The sequence below is a fragment of the Aquiflexum sp. genome (genome assembly GCF_977115555.1).
Window position 1 is genome coordinate 1 of sequence record NZ_CDSBKL010000563.1, and the last position, 2,074, is coordinate 2,074.

1 protein-coding gene is annotated in these 2,074 nt (G+C 44.3%); it reads right to left on the reverse strand.

Annotated features, from left to right (window positions below):
- The coding region (htpG, locus tag ACZFYI_RS19585; RefSeq protein WP_462525807.1) for a molecular chaperone HtpG at positions 1 to 1,882 on the reverse strand (1,882 nt) is incomplete at its 3' end.
- Positions 1,883 to 2,074: the final 192 nt, after the last annotated feature.

The following is a 2,074-nucleotide window of genomic DNA, read 5'->3' on the forward strand; positions in this document are numbered from 1 at the left end:
AAATCAATTCCACACTTCGCTTCACAAAGGCAGTCAGGTCTTTGCCGGTAAGCATACCTTGGGAAAGCAAAGCTAAATCAAATGCCTGCTTGGCAAGTTTGGTCTGCGCTTCTTCATCCTCGGTTTTGAGGAGTTTGTCGATGACAGGGTGATTGCCATTGATGGCTACTTTGTAGTTGTCCGGCATCGCACCATAGAAACTCATCCCGCCGCCCATCTGCGCCATGTCCTTCATCCTGCGCATAAACTCATCCATGGTCACGGTCACAGGCATTTCCTCAGGGCTGAGTCCTGCCACGTCCACGCTGTAGGTGGCGTTGGAGATCGCTTTTTCGAAGATTTCCTTCACCTTTTTGGATTGGTCTTCGGTAAGGAGGTTGGCATAGGAATCGTCCTTCTCGATCAGCTTCTCCGCCACATCCGCATCCACACGCTTCAGTTGGGTTTTTTCTTCCTTCATCTCCAGGTGTTGGATGAAGTGGCTGTCGATCGGAGAGTCCATCACCAGGACATCGTAATCTTTTTTGTTGGCAGATTGGATAAATCCGTCCTGCTTGTTGACATCCGTGGCGTAGAGATAGACGGTTTGGTCATTTTTGTCAGTCTGAATCGCTTTGACTTTTTCTTTGTATTCAGGCAGGGTGAAATATTCGCCTTTGGTATTTTTGAGCAGAGCGAAGTCTTTTCCTTTTTCTGCAAATTTGTCTTCGCTGATCATGCCATACTTGACAAAAAGGCCGATGTCATTCCACTTTTCTTCGTAGACTTTTCGGTCTTTTTTGAAAAGTTCTCCAAGCTTGTCTGCTACTTTTTTGGTGATGTAGCTGTTGATTTTCTTCACATTGCTGTCAGCCTGCAGGAAGCTTCTAGAGACATTAAGCGGAATATCCGGGGAGTCGATCACCCCATGCAGCAGCATCAAAAACTCAGGAACAATGTCCTTCACCTCGTCGGTGATGAATACCTGACGGCTGAAGAGCTTGATTTTGTTTTTTTGCAGTTCGAAGTCATTTTTGACTTTCGGGAAATAGAGCACTCCGGTGAGGTTAAATGGATAATCCACATTGAGGTGAATCCAAAACAGCGGATCCTCGCCCATAGGATAGAGTTCCTTATAGAACTTGAGGTAATCCTCGTCTTTCAGGTCGTTTGGAGACTTTGTCCAGATCGGGGAAGTGGTATTGATGATATTGTCTGTTTCTACAGACTTCCATTTCTTCTTGCCATCGGCATCTTCACCGTCTTCTACAGAATCGGTTTTAGTACCGAATTTGATCGGAACAGGAAGGAATTTGCAGTATTTGTCTAGGATGCCTTGCAGCTTCCATTTGTCCAAAAACTCTTCAGAATCGGCATTGATAAATAAGGTGATATCAGTACCTCTGTCTTTTCTGTCGCCCGCGCTGATTTCAAATTCTGTGCTTCCGTCGCAAGTCCATCTTGCAGCCGTGGCACCTTCCTGATAGGAAAGGGTGTTTATTTCAACTTTATCCGCCACCATAAATGCGGAGTAGCAACCCAAACCAAACTTGCCGATGATCTCATTGGCGTCTTTGGCATCTTTGAATTTCTCCACAAATTCTGCTGCACCGGAGAAAGCAATCTGATTGATGTACTTTTTGATCTCCTCGGCAGTCATGCCAAGGCCACGGTCGGAGATGGTGATGGTTTTTTTGTCTTTGTCAAAAGCCACTTCGACAGTGATGTCGCCTAGTTCGCCGTTGTATTGGCCCAAAGTCGCCAAGCGCTTGATTTTTTGTGTGGCATCTACCGCATTGGAAACCAGTTCACGGAGGAAGATTTCATTGTCAGAGTATAAAAACTTCTTGATGATCGGGAAGATATTCTCGGTATGTATCGAGATGGTACCTTTTTCCTGCATAGCTATTTTTGTTTTAGTGATTTACATTATTGATACAAAGCCCTTATCAAGGCTTGTTCCAATTCGCTTAAAATGTCATTTTGGCAGAAAATCAAAAAATATTCGATTTTTTTTTTGAATATTGTAGTCTGTTTCGAAGTGTAGTTGAGGTCATTAAGATCAAACTTTAATCCTTCGTACATGAAGTCACCC